Annotated in this window: 10 protein-coding genes and 2 pseudogenes; 1 reads left to right on the top strand and 11 read right to left on the bottom strand. The window is 39.4% G+C overall.

Annotation, left to right across the window (positions count from 1 at the left end; translation table 11 throughout):
• Window positions 1-51: 51 nt before the first annotated feature.
• The 3 genes from ACFIKO_RS06455 to murJ all read right to left on the bottom strand — a co-directional run bounded on the left by ACFIKO_RS06455 (window position 52) and on the right by murJ (window position 3,308).
• A complete protein-coding gene (locus tag ACFIKO_RS06455; protein WP_273788325.1) occupies window positions 52-543 on the bottom strand; it encodes a universal stress protein in 492 nt (163 codons plus the stop codon).
• A 62-nt stretch (window positions 544-605) separates the two neighbouring features.
• The gene (gene trpS, locus ACFIKO_RS06460; RefSeq protein ID WP_375673552.1) at window positions 606-1,676 is read right to left on the bottom strand and encodes a tryptophan--tRNA ligase; all 1,071 of its coding nucleotides are present in this window, start codon (window positions 1,674-1,676) and stop codon (window positions 606-608) included.
• Window positions 1,677-1,736: 60 nt separating this feature from the next.
• Window positions 1,737-3,308, bottom strand: coding sequence for a murein biosynthesis integral membrane protein MurJ (gene murJ / locus ACFIKO_RS06465; RefSeq protein ID WP_375620177.1), 1,572 nt, complete (start codon window positions 3,306-3,308; stop codon window positions 1,737-1,739).
• A 340-nt stretch (window positions 3,309-3,648) separates the two neighbouring features.
• Between murJ and ACFIKO_RS06470 the strand changes: the two are divergent.
• Window positions 3,649-3,868, top strand: a pseudogene (locus ACFIKO_RS06470) (integrase); the annotation flags it as partial.
• A 289-nt stretch (window positions 3,869-4,157) separates the two neighbouring features.
• Here the strand turns inward: ACFIKO_RS06470 and ACFIKO_RS06475 are convergent.
• The 8 genes and pseudogenes from ACFIKO_RS06475 to traG form a co-directional block, all read right to left on the bottom strand.
• A pseudogene (locus tag ACFIKO_RS06475) lies at window positions 4,158-7,387 on the bottom strand (BID domain-containing T4SS effector).
• Between the two features lie 334 nt (window positions 7,388-7,721).
• Window positions 7,722-9,503: a BID domain-containing T4SS effector gene (locus ACFIKO_RS06480; protein WP_375673553.1), complete on the bottom strand. Its 1,782-nt coding sequence runs from the start codon at window positions 9,501-9,503 to the stop codon at window positions 7,722-7,724.
• Between the two features lie 210 nt (window positions 9,504-9,713).
• Window positions 9,714-10,997 carry a BID domain-containing T4SS effector gene (locus tag ACFIKO_RS06485; protein WP_375673554.1) on the bottom strand — a complete coding sequence of 428 codons (1,284 nt, stop codon included), beginning with the start codon at window positions 10,995-10,997 and terminating at the stop codon, window positions 9,714-9,716.
• 325 nt (window positions 10,998-11,322) lie between these two features.
• Window positions 11,323-12,141: a BID domain-containing T4SS effector gene (locus ACFIKO_RS06490; RefSeq protein WP_375673555.1), complete on the bottom strand. Its 819-nt coding sequence runs from the start codon at window positions 12,139-12,141 to the stop codon at window positions 11,323-11,325.
• Window positions 12,142-12,460: 319 nt separating this feature from the next.
• Complete coding sequence (locus ACFIKO_RS06495; RefSeq protein ID WP_375673556.1) at window positions 12,461-13,846, bottom strand: BID domain-containing T4SS effector; 1,386 nt, start codon at window positions 13,844-13,846, stop codon at window positions 12,461-12,463.
• A 315-nt stretch (window positions 13,847-14,161) separates the two neighbouring features.
• Entirely contained in the window at window positions 14,162-15,760 is a 1,599-nt protein-coding gene (locus tag ACFIKO_RS06500) for a BID domain-containing T4SS effector (protein WP_375673557.1), read from the bottom strand.
• 10 nt (window positions 15,761-15,770) lie between these two features.
• Window positions 15,771-15,971 (bottom strand): hypothetical protein, encoded by a 201-nt coding sequence (locus ACFIKO_RS06505; protein ID WP_375620162.1) that lies wholly within the window; start codon window positions 15,969-15,971, stop codon window positions 15,771-15,773.
• A 1,009-nt stretch (window positions 15,972-16,980) separates the two neighbouring features.
• Window positions 16,981-18,897: a Ti-type conjugative transfer system protein TraG gene (traG, locus tag ACFIKO_RS06510; protein WP_375620178.1), complete on the bottom strand. Its 1,917-nt coding sequence runs from the start codon at window positions 18,895-18,897 to the stop codon at window positions 16,981-16,983.
• Window positions 18,898-18,960: the final 63 nt, after the last annotated feature.

Genomic DNA, 18,960 nt, shown 5'->3' on the forward strand with positions numbered 1-18,960 from the left:
CTTTTATAATGAAGGATTGGGAAGATCTTCCATTGTAGAATATTATATTTTTTAGGCAATAGATCTAATATCTTCATCGGCAAGATTGCTAGGAATAACAATGACAGGGATTGAAAAAGCTGTCCCTTTATTTCCGATTAATTGAACAAGGGGTCCTGGTCCTTCTGTATGTCCACTGGCTGCTAAAACAATGAGTGCAATCCTTTTATCTTCGTCGATCAGTTTGGAAATCTCATCAATTTTTTTTCCTTCACGCACCACTATTTCTGTTTCAAGCGCATGGGTGGTGCGGACTTCACTGGCAATGTCTCCTAGTATTTTATGAGCACTTTGCGTTGATTCTGTGCGCATAACATTGTTTACACCCAGAAAATGTTGAAATTCTACACTATCAACGACACAAAGTAATACCAATGTTCTACTGGTATTTTGGGCATGCTGTGCAGCAAACGCAACGGCACGCCGACACTCTGGTGTTTCATCGATAATGACTAAGTTTTTTTTCTTGGGTTCTTTTTTCGGATTTTTGGGTTTGGAAATCATGCACTTTCTCTAATTTTGTACAAACGATTTTTTGCTCTCTACAGTTTTTAGTTTTATTATCTTTATGTGTCGTGCAAAAATCCAATAATTTCACGAATTTTTTTCATATTTTCTTCTGCGAGCATACTAGCACGTTCTGCGCCATCATGCAAAACAGAGTCAATATAATCACTTTCTTGATGCAGTCGACGTAATTCTTCTGTTATAGGGGCAAGCTTATGGACAACAAGGTCGGCTAGAGCTGTTTTAAAATGCGAAAATTGTTGACCAGAAAATTCTAAGAGAAGCTTTTCTTTGCTAACTTTGGAAAAGGCGGCATAAATACCAAGCAGGTTGTCCACTTCTGGTCGTTCTTTTAAAGCGGTAAGGGTATCGGGAAGAGGGGCCGAATCCGTTTTGGCTTTGCGTATTTTTTTTGCGATAAGATCAGCATCATCGGTCAAATTAATGCGTGAAAAATCTGAAGGATCCGATTTTGACATTTTTTTCGTCCCATCGCGTAAAGACATAACGCGTGTGGCTGTTGTTCCAATAAGCGCCTCTGGGAGGGGAAAGAAGCCTTGTCTTTTTTCTTCATCCGTTTTCATCGAGATACCAAAATTTAATTCGGCAATACGCTGTGCATAGTCGTTGTTAAATTTTTGTGCAATATCGCGTGTGAGTTCAACATGCTGTTTTTGATCTTCGCCTACTGGAACATGCGTTGCACGATAGACTAAAATATCAGCAGCCATCAAAGTGGGATAGGCAAAAAGCCCGATGGATGCTTTTTCGCGATCTTTGCCTGCTTTATCTTTAAATTGTGTCATGCGTTGAAGCCAGCCGATACGGGCAATACAATTAAAAATCCAGGCGAGTTCAGCATGTTGAAAAACACGTGATTGGTTAAAAATAATGTGTTTTTGAGGATCAATACCGCAAGCTAAAAAGGCTGCTGTCACTGTTCTGGTGGATTCGCGTAAAGTAAGGGGATCTGGGTTGATTGTGAGCGCATGCATATCCACAACACAATAGAGGCAGTGATGAGAGTTTTGCAGTTCAACCCAACGCTGAATGGCTCCAAGATAATTGCCAAGATGTAAATGACCACTCGGTTGTACGCCGGAAAAGACAAGTGGTGTGAAGGTATCCATAGGAGTGCTCTTTCTTCAATTAAGGTTATTTGTTTTATTGTTTTTGACAAAGTATAGATATTATGAGCGTTTTTTCAAATTTTTAAGCGTGTGAAAAAAGGAATGGGTGTTGAATAAAAAATAGGCACAAAAATAGATCAAGAATATGCCAAGCATGATCCCAGCTAAGGTGCTGGCGCGCAAGAAAAAGGATGCTTGTGAAGATAAAGGAAAAGATAAAAAACCAAACACATTCAATCCGTAATAGAGGGCTAGTGCACTCAAAAGGGTTGCTATCATGAGACATAATATTCGCTTTATCAGTTGGAAGTCGTATTTCCAATAACCGCGTTTGATAAGGACACCCCAAAGCAACAGGGCGTTGACCCATCCAGAGGTAATTTCAGCAATAACAATGCCTCGTGCAGATAGAATAGGAAATAATGTTAAGGCGAGACTGATATTGATGAAAACGCAAATACCTGTAAAAATCATCGGTGTTTTGGTATCTTCATGGGCAAAAAAATTAGGAATAAAGACCTTAATGAGAACAAAAGCTGGAAGTCCTAGTCCATAAAGTTCCAGTAATTGTGCAACATGGTGTGTTGATTGACTGGTAAATTGTCCTCGCTCAAAGAGCAAACTGACAATAGGAGTGGAGAGCAGCAAAAAAGCGATGGATGCTGGAAGTGTTAACAATAGCGTTAATTCAATAGAGCGGTTTTGTAAATGGTGGGTTTCTTTGTGTTTTTTTCTTCGCAAAGCGCGTGTTAATTCTGGTAAAAGAACGGTTGCAACGGCAATGGCGATTACGCCTAGAGGCAATTGATAAAGACGATCAGCGTACATCAAAGAAGAGACAGCACCCGATTGACTAGAAGCAATGTTAGTATTAATGAGCAAATTGATTTGTGTGATGCCACCCGTGATGGCTGCTGGGAATGCTAAAGTTAATAGCTTGCGAACATTAGGACTTAAGTGGGGCTGTCGGAAGGAAACTTTCATTCCACTTTGACGCAAAGCAAGGGCAATTAAGGTGAGTTGAAGAAGCCCTGCTGCCAATACACCCCAAGAGAGATTTAAGCCGATATGCCAAGCGTCAAGTTTATAGATCCAAGCATAGGCAAGCACACTAATCAGAATAATGTTTAAAAATAATGGGGCAATGGCGGCAATAAAATAGCGTCGCAGAGCATTAAGCATGCCTCCCATCATGGCAGCAAGCGACATGCAGGTTAAATAGGGAAACATGATCGCAGTAAAGTGAATTGTAGCGTTAAATTTTGTTGCATCTTCGGTAAAACCTGGGGCAATAATGGTTCGTACCAAAAAAGGCATACTCAGTTCCATCGCAATCGTTAACAGTAAGAGCATCGAAAAGAGAACGCCAAAGACTTCTTCTGCAAATTTGCATGCTGTTTCTTGACCATCTTCAGTGATTTTTTTTGCAAAAAGAGGAATGAAAGCAGCGTTAAAGGCACCTTCAGCAAAAAAACGACGAAATGTGTTGGGAAAACGAAAAGCAGCGTTAAAGGCATCAGAAACAGGGCCAGTTCCTAGGGCTGCTGCCATAAGCATTTCGCGTACGAAGCCAAAAATACGGCTCATGAGGGTTCCGGAAGCAACTGTTGCAATTTTTTTAATCAATGTCATAAAGATATATCGGGTTCGTTGTAAAAGAGAAGCGATGATAGGAGAAATAAACCGTTTTAAATCGTAAAAATCTGATCTGTATCCCAATCAAGGATACTTTTTGTAAGCGTTTTACGACGGTGTTTATCTTTCTGTCAACAATGGTGCTTGAAGACTTTTTTATGCTCCTTGTTTACTGTTGCATTACACTTTTTATTGTTGCCATAAAATAATTAAAATTTCTTTTTCAAACTGAAATATGGGAGCGACATCATAACAGTTTGAAGGGACATATAGGGATATATAATGTTAATTTCTCTTTATGGTGTGATGTCGTGAATAGTGCACCCCCCAAAATACCCGTTCTGTTTTATGTAAGGGGCATGACCCTATTAAGGAACGCAAATAAAATAAAAGCGTGAAGCAATGTACAATCTCCATTATTTAAAGACAGTGCTTTAGATGTTTTTTAAAGTTGTAAGGCTAAGCTAAAAGGTGATGGCAAAGCTCGTGATTGGTTTTTACCTTTACGGCTTTATATTCTCTCAAAATTAGGCTGCCTTCCCATTTTAGAGATTACATAAACAAAAGAATAGGAAGACGTGATCGTTCAACAGCATTTTGTCTGTTTTTAGCACTATAGGTAATGAAAGTGATTAATTATCATTTTCAAAAATGATTGATCCTTTCATTTTGCTTGTTCAGGTTTCTTTTCACAGTTAATGAGGATAAAATCTGAGGAAATAAGATAAATTTGTTCTTTCATGGTTTCCATTCCCGTTGAGGTGCGATTGATTTGCCAATGAAAGCAGGCGGGTAAAGACTATCATTTTTACCAGAGATGCAAAAAAGTTAAAGTTTATGGACCCTTTAGATATTCATTGTCATTGCTTTTGCGTGCTCTGTTTGGTGAGGTTGAATATTTTCTTGTCTTTTAGGACTCTGATTGACGTTTTCTGTCATTTTTTGCACTTTAATTGCTTCTTTATCAAGAGTGTTGGAATATTTTTTTCATTGTCTTTCTTTATAGATTAATGCTGGATAGATTGATATTGGTTTGGTGCTAAGCGCTCATCGAATTTATGGTTATAAAAATACATGGGTTGTATATGCTGTTCTATCTCTTTTATTTGCTTGATTATGTCCATAATCTCTTTTGCTTTAACGGTTGATGTGCCAAGACTCTTCGCAAGTCTTTCAGGATTATTTTCCTTTATAGCCTCATGCTCGTTCGAGGATAAGCGCTCATTGATTTTTTTGATATAAGTCCTTATCTCTCCCCTTAATTCAGGAGAGTTTGATAAAGTTTCTTGCTGTTGTGCTTTTGACAAGGAAAAGAGATTTTTCATCCAAGCTTCAGGAATTTTTACCGACTGTTCACACCGCCTTTGTTTTACATGATGGGTATGGAGAATATCTCTTTCTGTTTGTTTAAAAATATTGATATAACAATCAATGGCTCTACAGAGGGACAAAATATTTGCTTCAGCATGGGCGCGCGCGTTGTTTTTTATGCCAAATACATTGCTACCAGAAAGCTTAGAAATAGATTGGGGAGAGGTGGCAATTTGATAGGTGAGCTGTTCTCCTTCAGTATGATTTTCATGGATCATCTCAATTCTTTCCTGCAAAATATGACGATTGCCATAAATGATTTGGCACAAAGTTTCGATTTCTTTTCTTCTTGCTTGAATGGATGTGTTGTTTTTTATCCTTGTGGCAATTTCATTATTGGTAAGGGGGGCTATTGTTTCTGTGGGGATAAGCACTTCTTGCTGGTTTTGAACTTTTGGTGCTGTAAAGGAGAGGGCGTCACCGATTTTTAATGTCTGTATTTGCTCTGGGGTGAGATCCTTTTTATTTCCCAAGATGAAAATCCCGTTGGCATCAAGCATGAAGCCATTGGGACCACTGCCTCTGTAGAAGCCTTTATAGGTATGACCTTCTTTCGCTGTTGTAATAAGATGATGATGAATATTTTCAAACCCAATATGTTTCATATTGTCTATGAATTCTTTTAAAATAAGTATTTTTTCTGGATTTGAGATATCCTCAAGCAGATGTTTCATCTCTTCCTTATCGTTATGTTTTAGCGATGCAATACTGGCAAGATTCATGCGTTTTTCTGTTACAAGAGAAAAGTCGAGCGTGTGGCCAGCAACTTGCCCAAGTTTTTCAAAAAACATTCGTTGTGTGCGTCCATTACCTTCTCTGAAGGGATGCGTATAGTTGAGCTGTATCAACATTTCAGTGACATGTTCAACAAATGTTTCGCGGGTTAAGCCTTTTAAGCTATTCGTTTCAGCAAGTATTTTATCTAAATTGTCTAGTCCCTCCTGTATCTGTTTTGTTAAGGCAAAAGAAATACCATCTTTTTTCATCATTGGCATATAAGCAACGGTACCATCTTCAAATGTAAATGGTTTTTCGCGTGTTTGTCCTGCCCATTCAAAAGTATTTTTAAATAGGGTGTGATGAATATATTGGAGATATGTGGAGGTTATTTTTTGTGGTGGCGCTTCTTGGCGCAGATGAATGATTGCTTTTGTTGTATCATGGGCACATTGCACTTTTAATTTTCTATAGTCTTTTATTCCATATTTATTTTTTAAGGTGATACTATTGGGGTAAAAGAAATTACGGTATATTGTCTTATTTTCTTCGGTCTCAGGCGGTGAGGATAATTTCTCCTGTAAGATGAGAGGGACGGTGTCCGTTTTTTTTGTACCAGTATCCCAGTATGCCATTGCTTTTTTTGGGGGCTGTTTTTCTATTTCTGGATGATCAGAGCGTGTTTCCTTTGTCATTTTGACAGATATTGGATCATTTGTCGCTGTATTACTGGTCTGTAAAATGTTTTTTTGAAAATCTTTTTGCATTTGCCTCATGGAGGAATCCGATTGAGCAATTGGTTTGGTCATTTGTTCTTGTTCTTGCAAACTTTGTGGCATAACTTCAATGCTGTCATGTAAAGCATGAGGGGCAATCCATGGTGAAAAATGGGATTTTTCCTTTTTTTTTGTTTGAATGGATGTGTTGTCTTTGCTTTTTTCAGTTATTTCATCGTTTTTAAGAGTGGCTCTTTTTTCTTCTGGAAGCAATGTTTTTTGCTGGGTTTTTTCTGGGTTTTGAACTTTTGGTGCTGTAAAGGAGAGGGGGTCACCGATTTTTAATGTCTGTATTTGCTCTGGGGTGAGATCTTTTTTATTTCCCAAGATGAAAATCCCGTTGGCATCAAGCATGAAGCCATTGGGTCCACTGCCTCTGTAGGTACCATGATAGGTTTCTCCTTCTTTTGCGACGACAGCGAGATGATAATTTTTTTCATCCAATCCAAGCTCTCTCATAGAGTTGGTGAATTCTCGTAAGAGGAGCAATTTTTCTGGATTTGAGATATCCTCAAGCAGATGCTTCATAGGCTCTGGATCACTATGTTCCATGGCAGCGGCGCGGACAAAGTCTTTACGTTTTTTGCTCACAAGAGAAAAGTCTAGCTCATGTCCTGCTGCTTGAGAGAGTTTTTCAACAAACAGTCTCTTTGTGCGCCTATTGCCCTCTCTGAAAGGATGCAAGTGGTGCAAATCTATCATTATACCAGCTGCTTGTTCAACGAATTCTTCGCGAGTTAAGCCTTGTAAATTATTCTTTTCAGCAAGCGTTTTATCTAACTTTTCTAGTCCCTCCTGTATTTTTCTGCCAATCGCAAAAGGTTTTGTAAATTCTTTTCTTTTCAAAATGGGCATAGAAGCAACAGTGCCATCTTCAAATGTAAAAGGCTCTTCGCGTGTTTGTCCGGCCCATTCAAATGCACGGGAAAAGAGGCGTTGATGAAGGTATTTTAGATAAGAGGCATTAAACTGCTCTGGTAGAGGTTCTTGGTGCAGTTTTATCATTTCTTTTTTTACATCATTAAAACAGCGTTCTTTTAATATTTCTTGCTCTTTGATGCGGTATTTATTTTTAAGCACTTTGCTATTGGGGTAGAAAAAATTTTGCGCTTCTTCATTGATTTGCTTTGAAATGGCTGCATTAATTGCAGAGTGTTGCTCTTGCAATTCTTCCTGTGTGGAAGAGGTACAATATTTAGTGTTTTCTTTCATGTATATTTCCTTTCAAAGGTTAACATTATTTTTTGAAAGCTTTTTTTACATTTTTTGCCTTTAATTATTTTCGTAGCGTTTTCTTCAAAGAAGAATGCCTATTTGAATGATTGAAAAAATTGACCTTATTCGCATGGAACCAAGTTAATCATGGAAAAAAGTTAAAGTGTGTAATTTTTATGAAGTATTATCGTGAAATTTTATCAATGAATTCTGTAAAATAATGGGGTGTCTTATTCAAAATTTTCTGTATTTCATACACCGTCTTTGGTGCAATCTTGGCAAGATAATTGCACCAAAGTTTTGGATAAAAAGCCAACAATTAGGAGATTTATCACGACAAAGCTATTGCCTTTGATGTTTCGGCTCTGCGCGGTCGAACATGCGGCTGGTCTTCTTGTCTAGAAGTTTCTGCAACTTCTTGATGCCGCTTTGCTGTTGAGCGTTCAGGCAGCTTTGGGGGCTGCGATAAGCTTTGCTGCTTTTGTAATTTTTTATCGAGATCGGTAGGTGGTTGATAACGTTGTTGTTGTTCTGCCTGATGGTTTTGCACAATGGTTTCTCTTAACTGTTTTACAGTTTCAGCATAATCCTTAATGACGGTACACAGGGTAGGAAGATTTTCTTCAGCGGCTTTGCGTGCTCCATTTTTTATGCCAAGGACTTGCCTACCAGCAAGCGGAGCAAAAGATCTAGAAGGGTTTTCAATTTGAAATACAAGCTCTTCTCCTATATCCGGAATTTTTTGCATATCTTCTATGTTATATTGCAAAATAAATGGATCATTATAAACAATTTGGCACCAATATTCGATCTCTCTTTGACCATATCGAACCGATGGATCTTGTTGAACTCTGCGGGCAATTTCCTCATTTGAGAGAGGCTTTATTTTCTTTTCTGAATTGAGCGGATTTTGTAAATGTTGATTTGTTAGCTCTTCCTCGTGTGTTTGTCGCTGATGTTGTTGTTCCGTGTGAGAACCTTGTAAAATATTTTCACTTTTTGTATATTTTGAAGTATACACATAACCGTTAATGGCAGCACATAGGGTGGGAAGAGTTTCTTCAGCTTTTCTGCGCGCATGATTTTTTATGCCAAGAACTTTTCTACCAGCAAGCTTAGAAATAGACTTAGGCTGTTCTGTAACATCCCATAAGAGCTGTTCTCCCATATCGGGGTTTTCTTTGATTGCTTCTATTCTTTCACTTAAAATAAGCCGGTCGCCATAAACTTTTTCGCACAAAAATCGTATTTCTTCTTGATATGCTACGAGCAATAGCTCTCTTTCCATTGTATTAATAGATGGTTTTTGTCCGTGAGACGATTTTGGTTGTTCAATTGCTGTGTGTGGAGAGGAAGGTTTTTGGACGACAGTATCGCTTTGTTTTCTGTTTTCCATACGGTGCGGTTTTCTTGAAGGCGGGACGGCATATGTTCCACTGTCTTGTGATGATGAACTGCTTTGCTGCCTGACTTTCATATGTAATGGTGTTTTGGGTCTAACACTTGGTTCGTGTGTTTCAGGATTTTGGATTTTTGTGCCGGTTTGTGTTTTTTCTCTCATGCGTGGAGGAGGGGGCGGAGCTACTTTTGTCTGTAGGAAGGGGGACTCTTGAACTGTTGTTTTGTTTTGTTGCCTATCTTTTTCGCGTGGAGGTCTTTGTGGCGCTGCTTTTGTGTGCGGAGAGGAGTTCTCTTGGATTTTTGTGCTGGGGATTTTTGTGCCGGTTTGTGTTTTTTCTCTCATGCGTGGAGGAGGGGGCGGAGCCACTTTTGTCTGTAGGGAGGGGGACTCTTGAACTGTTGGTTTATGTTGTTGTCTCTCTTTTGCACGCGGAGGTTTTGGCGGAGCCACTTTTTTTTGTGGGGGAGGCGTCTCTTGGTTTTTGGCGTTAGGAGGCATTGTGCTGGTTTGCACTCGGTTTTTCATGTGTGTGGGGGGCGGTGGAGCAACCTTTGGGTGGTGTGATAAATTTTCTGGGCGTTTTTGTACAGTTGGTTTTGGCAAACTTTGAGAAACTTGCGGAGGGCGGGGGCTGGTGGGGGATTGTTCAGTCTGTTGTTGAAATTTTTCCATCATTTCGGTGATAAAAGGGGAAGGATTTCTTTTTTTCATATATGTTCCTTTCAAACTCTTCAAATATTGTTTTTAAATACTATTTAAAAATATGCGTTGGTGTTTATTCTATTTTATGCTTTTTTACTCGGTCTTTACGAGAGCAGATATGAAACTGAATTGTTTCACAAGATTGGGCTTTCTTGGCGCAAACACCCCTGTTCTGTGTTGCGCCAAGATGTTGGATTTAATGTGAAAACTTATGTCTGTTTAGCTGGCAAAAGCCATCGCTTTTGGGGCGGCAGTTTTGCGAGGACGAATATCTGTTTCTCTTTGTTGTCCAAGGAGTGTTGTTCCTTCATGCGTTACTGTTGAAGGCTCAGTGCGTTGAGCAGACGGTGAGACGCTTTGTTGTTGATGCAAATCTTGCGCCCGTTTATAAGATGGTTCATGGCGCTTTTGTTTTGCCTGCTCGGTTTGCAAAATGCTCTCTCTTACTTGTGTTACAGCCGTTGCATAATTATCAGTGGCGTCAATGAGGTGGGAAAGACCAGCTTCAGCATGTCTGCGTGCTTGATTTTTAAAGCCACAAAGATTGATACCAGCGTACTTGTGAAAAGATTGAGGATTTCCGACAAGTTGCTGTCCGAGTGCTTCTATCGTTTCAGGGTTTTGGAAAAGCGCTTCTATTTGTGATTGTAAAATATTTTCGTTTCCAAAAACAACAGTGCACCAATATTTGATTTGGGCATGGTGTCTTTTGACTTTTGAATGTTGGTGAATTTGGGTGGAAATTTCTGCCTTTGAAAGAGTTTCTTTTTCACAATGATCTGGTTTTTGTAGAAGTTCAGCGACGGCTTCCTTCCCCATTAAACGTTCATAGTTTTTGAGTTCTTGCTCTGGAGATTGTAAGAGGTTCTCTCTTGCCTGTTTTACAGCTTTTGTATAACAATCAATGGTGAGACTGAGAGCGGAATAACTCTCTTCCGCTTGTCTACGTGCTCGATTTTTGAAGCCCAACGCGCTGGTGCCTGAAAGTTTAGCGATACTTTCAGGATATGCTGCCATGCGCCATGAGAGCTCCTCTCCTGCAGCGGGATTTCTTTGAATTTCTTGCATTTTTTCTTGCAAAATGTTTGGGTTACCATAGGCACTTGCGGATAAACGTTGGATTTCCTTTCGATATGTTTGAACCAATGAATGATGTGGAAGCAATTGAATGATTTCTTCCTCTGAGAGAACTCTTGTTGCCCTTTTTAGAGAAACTTGTGAAGTAACTGTTGAGTGTGTCGTTTCATGTTTTTGCTGCCTTTTGGTAGAGTTGCCTCTTGTTAGAAGCGTTGTTGGATTTGTTGATGCATATACAGCTTCTTCTTTTAAAAGAGATTGTCTTTCCTCATCTTTTTCTGGTATGGATGACAACCTTTTGCTTTGTGAAGGAGCTTCTTTATAGAGGCTTTCTGGGTTTGTAACCTCTGCCGCCGCTTTTTCATAGAGCGCTATAAGTTCTTGTATTGAAGGGGATGGAAAAGGGTGAGGGTGATATTTTTTCATGCATGTTTCCTTTCAATAATTGTTTTAGAAAACCCCTTTGGTGCACACTCTCGCCCTTTATATTTTTATGGTTTTTATAAGAAGATATCAAAATTGAGTGATCTCCAAAGACCGACGCTATTTATCACCATCGTAATGGGAATTTGTGTCTTTTATACAGTTTTTTTGTGAAATTTTATCAATAAGTTTATAGTCAATTACTGAATCCATTTTTAGGACTATTTTCTGTTACAAGATAAAACAATTCTTGGCGCAATCGCAATGAAACGATTTACGCCAAGAGATTACATGAAAACAAAAGTTTATGTGTTTTTACGTTTATGCCTTACACGGCATAAGCCATTCCTTTTTCGGTTGCATGTTTTCGTTGTTGTGAGCTGTGCGCTGGATTAGCGTGTTCTCTTCCTTTTGCGTGATGATGGCGATGATGGTGTTTGTGCTCTGAGTCTCTTTCTGAACTATCGTGTTTTTGACCTCTTTCCTGCTCCCGTGTGAACTGTTTATGGAGCATTTGTGTATTATGTATATGTCTTTCAAGAGCTGCACAAAGGGGAGCAAAACTATCTTCAGCTTCTTTGCGTGCTTGACTTTTTATGCCAAGTGCTTTTCTACCAGCAAGCTTAGCAGGGTTTTCAGGATTTTCTGCAAGGTCCCGTAAGACTTTTTCTGCATTCTTGGGATCGTCAAGAATCTTAGAAAGTTGTTTATTCAAAGCATGTTCGTTACCATAAACAACTTTGCTCCACTCTTGGACTTCTCTTACACCATATTGGAAGCTTGTGTTTTGTAAAAGCTTTCTAGTAACTTCATCTTTCGGAGACCTAGGAGGGGTTGGTGTCCTTTCTGCGCTAGCTCCTGCATGGGCAGCTTGGCTTGTTTGCTGTTGGTGGTGCCCTCTGCTTCCTCCTGTGCTAACCTCGGCGTAGACAGTTTCGCTTGGCTGATGACGGTGCCGCCCTCTGTCTCCTCCTGTGCTAACCTCGGCGTAGACAGTTTCGCTTGGCTGATGATGGTGCTGCCCTCTGCTTCCTCCTGTGCTAACCTCGGCGTAGGTGACTTCCTCTGGGTGGGGGGGGTGAGGCGCTCTGGACGGTTTATTAACCTTTGCGTATAAGGAGTCTGGGTTAGGTTGATTTTTCTTCATGCGAGTTTCCTTTCAATATTTTAGAAAACCTCTTTGGCGCACTCTCCACCTTTACGCTTTAATAGCTTTACTAAAAAGGAGGATGTTCATTTGAATGACTTCCAAAGATCCTCCGCTATTTGCAATTATCGTAATCGATATTTATGACTTTTATACAGCTTTTATGCGGATTTTTTATGAAATTTTATCAATAAGTTACATTAAAATTGCGGGGAGCTATTTTGAAGGATGTTTTTCGTAATATTGCATAAAAAACCTAGCGCACTTCATTTAAAATGACTTGCGCTAAGAGATTAGGTAAAAGGTAGATTGCGTCCATTTACAGTGCAAAAGCCATTCCTTTGGGGCTTGTTTGCCTGCGTGGTTGCACATCATGCTGTGGAGGATCTCGGCGTTGTTCTCTTGCGTGATGATGGTGATGATGATGTGTTCTTTGTGTAGCTCTTCTTTCTTGACTTTCTCTTCTCTCAAGATCTTTTTGTTTTTCTTGGCTCTTTGTAAGGCTCTTGAATTGCTTTTCTACAGTTTCCGCATGCCTTTTAAGAACTCTAGATAGGGATTTTACGCCTTCTTCAGCTTGTTTAAGTTGTGGGGATTTTATACCCAGTACTCTTGTACCAGCAAGTCTACCAACGCTTTCAGGATTTGCTGCAACTTCCTGAGCAATTTTTTCTCCTTGTTCAGGATTTGCGAGAATCTTAGCAAGTTGCTTCTGCAAAGCATTCGGGTTTCCATAAACAATTTGGGACCAATGGTGGACTTCTTTTTCACCGTATTGGACGCGTAAGTCTTCTGTAAGTTTTTTAATTACTTGTTCTTTTGTCAGAGGTACCGTTCTGTTTGGTGTAGCCCCTCCTGCGGAGGCACTTTCTATGGGTCCTTGGGGTGTGTGTCCTCCATTTTTCACCGTGTCAATTCCTTCGTAGAGGGGATTTTTTCGGACTTCATATTCACCTAGATCCCGCAGATCAGTTACTGCATAGGGGTCTACTAGTTTTCGGGGATTTGGCCCACCACGCGGTGCCGCATAGGCAGATTCTGGTGGGTTTTGGGGTGCATAGATAGTTTCTGTTGGTTGTTGGGGGTTCTGGCTATTTTCCACCATGCTAGATGTTTGGTAGAGGGGATTTTCTAGGCGTTGATAGTCTGGCCCCCCATTTCCTCCCACATTAACCTCTTCGTAGATGTGTTCTTCTAATTGTGGATGAGGGGGCTGTCCATTTTGCACCATGCTAGATGTTTGGTAGAGGGGATTTTCTAGGCGTTGATAGTCTGGCTCCCCATTTCCTCCCACCTCAACCTCTTCGTAGATGTGTTCTTCTAATTGTGGCTCTTGGGAGTGCCCTCCATTTTGCACTATGCCAGATCCTTCGTAGAGGGGATTTTTTAGGCTGTAATATCCTGACCCCCCACCTAGATTCTGCAGATCAGTTATTGCATAGGGGTCTACTCGTTTTTGGGGATCTGGCCCACCACGCGGTGTTGCATAGGCAGATTCTGGTGGGTTTTGGGGGGCATAGATAGTTCCTAGTGGGGTTTGGGGGGCATAGATAGTTTCTGTTGACTGTTTGGGTTGTTTCCCTCTGGGCTTATTCACCTTTGCATAGATGGGTTCTGGATTAGATCCTTGGTTAGTTTGTTCAAAGCGTTGTCTTAATCCTTGTATCGAAGGCTTTTTAGAAGGGGATTGTAGATTTATTTTCATGCCTGTTTCCTTTCACGATCTGTTTTTAGAAAACCTTTTTGGCGCACTCTCCACCTTTATGCTTTAATAGCTTTACTACAAAGGAGGATGTCCATTTGAAGGGTCTTCAAAAATCCTCCGCTATTTGCGACTACCGTAATCGATGTTTATGACTTTTATACAGCTTTTTTATGAAATTTTATCAATAAGTTATAGTAAATTACAGGATTCATTTTTAGGACTATTTTTTGTAACATTCTAAAACAACTGGTGAGCGCAATGGAGATAAAATGATTTACGCCAAGAGTTAGTTGGAAGGCAAAAGTTCACGCGTTTTTAGCCGGTAAGAGCAAGTGATGAAGAGCGATTAACTTTTAGGGTGGGAGCTTGACATTGTGCTTCTTTGGTGTTCCTTACAGTATTCGCAATTTCTTTTGCTCTGCTTTCCGATGTCCCAAGTAGGCAAGCTAGTCTGGTGTAATCTTTTTCTTGTACGGCTTTACGATCTTCTGAGGATAGACGATTGTGTAGTTGGCGCGAAAAGTGATGGAGTTCTTGTCGCAGTGAACGAGAATGCAATAAAGCTTCTCTTTGTTGTTCTCTTGGTAAGGCAAATAGGTTTTGTAAATTTTTTTCAGGTGTTTTGACAGTGTGGCTTAGGCGTTTTTGTTCTCTTTGATGTTGCTCTAAAATTTCTTCTTTTGTTTGTTCTGTTATTGTGGCATAGCTCTTAAGGGTTTGGCTGAGTTGTGGAGCAGTTTGTTCCGCCTTTCTACGATTTGGACTTTTCATGCCAAGTATTTTTCTTCCTGCAAGTTTAGAAATTGATTGAGGGTTTTGTAAAATTTCATTGGCAAACTGATCTCCTAAGCTTGGATCTGCCGTTAAGATATCTGTTTTTGTCTTTAATGCGTGGGCTTTACCATAAACAATCTTTGATAAATTTTCGATTTCTTTTCGGCATGCTTCAACATAAGCGTCATTTGAAATTCTTGTGAATAACTCTTCATGTGTAAGAGGTGCTAATGTCTCTTTTGGGATCAGTGTTTCTTGTAAGCTTTGAACGTTGGTTTTTTGAAAGCAGAGGCGGGCACCGTTGAGTAATGTTTTGACGAGTTCTGGGGGGAGATCATCTTTGTGGCCGACGACGAAAGCACCTTCTATTTCCATGACAAAACCTTCTGCTGAAAAACCTCTAAAAATGCCTTTATAGGGGATCCCTTCTTTTGCGGCAACAACAATACGATTGTTAATTTCATCCAGTCCAGCATTTCTCATTTGGAAGATGAATTCTTTTAAAACAAGGGATTTTTGCGGATGCGTGATATCTTCAAAAAGATCTTTCATCGGTTGGGGATTGCCATATTGCATGGCTTCAATACAAGCTGCTGTCATGCGTCCTTTTGTGATGAAAGAAAAGTCAATGGTATATCCTGCTGCTTGTCCAAGTTTTTCCATAAACATTCGATTTACGCGCCCATTTCCTTTTCGGAAAGGATGTGCGTGCTCGAGTACCATAAAAACTTCAGCGGCATTTTCAGCAAATTCTTGGCGCGATAAACCTTTTAAATTGTTCTTCTCATTAAGTGTTTTTTCGAGTTGTTTTAGTTTTTTTTGAATCTGCGGTCCGACGGCAAAAGGGACTTCATAACCTTTGGGACGCATCGCCGGCATATGGGCAGAGGTTCCATCTTCAAATGTAAAGGATACATCGCGGGTTTTTCCAGCCCATTCAAAAGTTTTGTGGAAGAGGCTCCAGTGAATTAATTTTAAATAAGTGGAATCAAATTTTTGTGGAAGTGGTTCATAGCGAAAATTGACCGCTTCTCTGGCGGTATCATGGGCACAGCGTTCATACAGTTTTTTGGGGTCTTTTATGCCATATTTATTTTTGAGTGTTAGGGTACCTTTATATAAATAATTTTTCTCTAACATATAATCTCTCCTAGGTAGGGTGGTGGTTGATAAGCGTCTTAAACGCTGCATGTGAAAAATTCCCCTTCGCGTATTCTTTTGAGATTTTTGGTGTTATGAGAGGGAGTGCTTTTTCCTCAAGTGTATGGATGGTTGTATCGATCGTTTTGTGATACTTGCGAAAGGTTTTTGGTGTGAGAAATGCCAAATGTTCTATTGTGATTGTTTTCATGTATATTTTCTTTTTTCATTTATTTTTGGAAATCTTTTCTGATATTTCTTTTTGTTTATTATCCTGTTGTACTGTAAAATACTGGTATTGAGGGCGCTGATATGAAGCCCATGAGTGGTCAGAAAATGGATTGTCTACAAATTGACTCTGGAAAAACCTTCATTCTTTGAGCTGTAAGGAAGGGGTCAAAAAGAAAAATGTTGCTTAAAATTGTTGGTTTTTTGCTTTTAACAAAGTTATTTGCAAGAGCGCTTTGATGAAGATCGTGGATATGGCGGGTGCAATCGCTCTTGGTTTGCGGATGGAGTTGGTACTTTTCATACACAGTACTCAGATTAGTGAATCTAAGGGCAAAAGCAGTCATCAAGAATTTTTCTCCATTATGTTTTTCTTATTGCTTCATACGAACATCTTGTTTGTGTTTTTTTTAAAACAAATTGTTTTTTATTTTGTATTATTGCTCTCATTGTATTGCACTGCTTTAAGATCCATAAGAGAGGAAACCCTTTCTTTGGTTGGGGAGAAAAGCCTTTTTCAGCGCTTTATCATTAAAATAGAACACTTTATGATATCGTAAAGGGGGAAAAGCTTGTATAAGAATGATTTATTCATTTTGATGTATATCTTAAATATTTTTTGGGAAAAAAATCGATGTTCTTGAGTGTAGGTGTTTTGAGAGTTCTTATCTCAAAGATCAAATTTTGGGTTGTTTGTAGGGGATAAATTATAAACAAAAAGCTTTGTAAGAATGTATTTGCAGGACGTTCTCAAGTGGAAATGTTGGTTTGGTTATAGGTGATTTGAGGGGGGTGGACTTTCTTGTAAAGACGATGGGTACTGGTAAAACGATACACAAAATACAAAAAGGAAAAAACACGGATTTTTTATCATGTTTTCCTTATGTGTGAAGAAGCGGTCAAAAACTTTTTGTTAACGGGTTTTTAAAAAATAGAAATGTATGTTGTTTTTGTGGTTGATCTTTTCATAGTCAAGATCTCATAATAGGAAGTTAGTTTTTCTTTTGTGGAGCAAAGCGGTTTTTTGCAGCTGCGGCTAACATTTCTTTTCTTCTGAAATAGATGGCGCGTCCACATCGCAAAGGGGGTTGTCCTTGCATAAGAATAATTTGTTCATCTTGACGCATTTCTTGAATTACCTCATGGGGTAAAATCAGGGCTCTTTGTTGGTAATTGACGTTGTATGAACTCTTTCCTAAAGATAAGCCTCTTGATTTGTTCGTTCCGGTTACTTCAACAGTCATTTGGCCACAGCGTTCTGAAATATCTTTGGCAGTTTGGAAGTCTTTAATGGCAGCATAGCTGACAAAGGAACAACTTTCAAACCATGAACGTGCTCCTGCTTCTCCAAAGTGGTTGACCAACTGACCAGAGGATTGATAGAAGAGCATCAAGGATGTACCGTATTTACGTCCACGATCGCGCGCTTCTTCTAAAATATTCATATAGCCTAGAAGATCAACTTCATCTAAGACGAATAAAACACGCTTTTTATAGTTACCGTCTGCTGTAACCATGGCATTGAGAAAGGCGCCAATAATCACGCGTCCAATAGCTGGATAACTGTTTAAAATGCTTGCGGGGAGATTGAGAAAAACATCTGTATTGCCATTTGCAATATCTGAGGAAAAAAAATCATCTCCGCAGACAAGATCTGCGTAATTGGACAAAGAAAGCCATTGAGTGTCTTTTGATGCGGTTGTATAGACTCCTGAAAAGGTTTGCTCTGCCATTTCTGTAAAAATACCAACCATTTCGCGAATAAAAGGAGAAGGTGTTGTTTCTTGAATCATACGTAGTTGATTGACAACAGCTGTTTCTGATTGAGAGAGAATTCCACGCAATGTTTTTAAATTGCGCTCGGTGTCGTTATATTCATCAGAAAATATAACATGAGCAAGAAGAGCTGTTAAAAGGTTATGAGCTTGTGTCGAGAAATATTCCGCTGAAGAATTTTCTGATTTTTTATCTGTAAGAAGCAACTTAGCAAAGCTTACAATATTTGCTTCGCGTTGTGTGCGTGGTACGCTGTCGTCTAAAAGCCAATCGATGACATTAAAATTTTTTGTTAAAAATGAATTTGGATCGAGAACAATGACATTTCTATTCCCCATCTTTTGACGCGCAAATTTGACCATTGGGGCAACTTCTGTTGAAGGATCAAGACAAATAATAGACCCTGGATAGGTTAAACACGTGGGAACCACTGTACTTGTTGTTTTATAGCCACCAGAACCAGCAAAAAAGATCATATGAGTTGAACCAAAATCAAGGTTAAAGGTTAGCAAAGGGGCTGTCCCACCCTTTCCCCATGTTGTTTTATTGCCAGGTGCAAAGGGAATTTTGCACACATTATCTTGATCAACACGGTATCTTTCACCCACAACAATTTGCCCATTGGCAGGAAAAATTTTCGCTGCCTCTCTTAAATTCATCCATGCGGATTCACCAAACACACCTTTTTTTGCACGTTTGACCTTATTTTTAGGTGGAGAGGTTGTTATAAATTGGATTGCTAAAAGAAAAAGGCCAATGATGACGCCAAAGACAACCATGGGGTCCATGAATTGAAGCGCATAGTTCCACGTTATTCCTTGTTGGCCTACATAGGGACCTAAACGTTTTATTTCTCCACCAATATAGTAAAGAGCTGTGGTTCCAAAAAAGATAAGGGAAACGAAAGTAATTCCTTTACGTAAGTGCAGTTTTTGCGAGAGACTATAAAACAATGACACAGCAGCTGTTAGTGCTAGGACTAGTAAAGGTTCTGAACGAAGAGTCCAATAAATTTGATTGCTCTTTAGTCCATTTATTATAAACAACAAAAAATGAGGAACAAGGAATATCGTTAAAGAACCTAAAGCAATAGGTGTTAAAATGAGTATCATTTGTGTCTTGGTATATTTCATCATGTCTTACTTTCGGTTTTAGTAGGCGGTTTTGGCGGTCGGTTTTATCGGGATATACTGTAA

The organism is Bartonella sp. TS82HLJMH (genome assembly GCF_042193495.1).
Lineage (GTDB): Bacteria > Pseudomonadota > Alphaproteobacteria > Rhizobiales > Rhizobiaceae > Bartonella > Bartonella grahamii.

Coding starts and splice junctions, on each gene's coding strand:
- ACFIKO_RS06455 (WP_273788325.1), bottom strand. CDS start 543: ATGATTTCCAAACCCAAAAATCCGAAAAAAGAACCCAAGAAAAAAAAC.
- trpS (WP_375673552.1), bottom strand. CDS start 1,676: ATGGATACCTTCACACCACTTGTCTTTTCCGGCGTACAACCGAGTGGT.
- murJ (WP_375620177.1), bottom strand. CDS start 3,308: ATGACATTGATTAAAAAAATTGCAACAGTTGCTTCCGGAACCCTCATG.
- ACFIKO_RS06480 (WP_375673553.1), bottom strand. CDS start 9,503: ATGAAAAAAAGAAATCCTTCCCCTTTTATCACCGAAATGATGGAAAAA.
- ACFIKO_RS06485 (WP_375673554.1), bottom strand. CDS start 10,997: ATGAAAAAATATCACCCTCACCCTTTTCCATCCCCTTCAATACAAGAA.
- ACFIKO_RS06490 (WP_375673555.1), bottom strand. CDS start 12,141: ATGAAGAAAAATCAACCTAACCCAGACTCCTTATACGCAAAGGTTAAT.
- ACFIKO_RS06495 (WP_375673556.1), bottom strand. CDS start 13,846: ATGAAAATAAATCTACAATCCCCTTCTAAAAAGCCTTCGATACAAGGA.
- ACFIKO_RS06500 (WP_375673557.1), bottom strand. CDS start 15,760: ATGTTAGAGAAAAATTATTTATATAAAGGTACCCTAACACTCAAAAAT.
- ACFIKO_RS06505 (WP_375620162.1), bottom strand. CDS start 15,971: ATGAAAACAATCACAATAGAACATTTGGCATTTCTCACACCAAAAACC.
- traG (WP_375620178.1), bottom strand. CDS start 18,897: ATGAAATATACCAAGACACAAATGATACTCATTTTAACACCTATTGCT.